A 358-nucleotide genomic window follows, 5' to 3' on the forward strand; every position below is an offset into this window, starting at 1 on the left:
GCAGCACCTCGTGCCGCTCCACCACGTCCCGTACCGCCGCCTCCAGCACCCCCGGATCGGGCATCGCGTCCAACCGGAGCACCACGGGCGCGTTGTACGCCGACGAAGGCCCTTCGAGGCGGCCCAGGAACCACAGCCGGCGCTGGGCGTAGGAGAGCGGGATCCGCTCGGGCCGCCGCTCCTCCGGGACCGGCCGCAGGGCGGGACGGGCGGGTCCGGCGTCCTGCTCGCCGAGGCGTCGCAGCAGCTGGCGGGGGGACGGGGCGAGGAACACGTCACGGATGGCGGCCTGGAGCCCGAGGGCCTTGCGGATGCGGTTGGTGAGCTTGCCCGCGAGCAGCGAGTGCCCGCCGAGCTT

At 75.1% G+C, this 358-nt stretch carries 1 protein-coding gene; it reads right to left on the minus strand.

The features are described from left to right. Window positions 1-358 (minus strand): condensation domain-containing protein (locus ADL08_RS13570; RefSeq protein WP_159043057.1); only part of this gene is annotated, 358 nt, incomplete at both ends.

It is taken from the genome of Streptomyces sp. NRRL F-6492 (assembly GCF_001280125.1).
Lineage (GTDB): Bacteria > Actinomycetota > Actinomycetes > Streptomycetales > Streptomycetaceae > Streptomyces.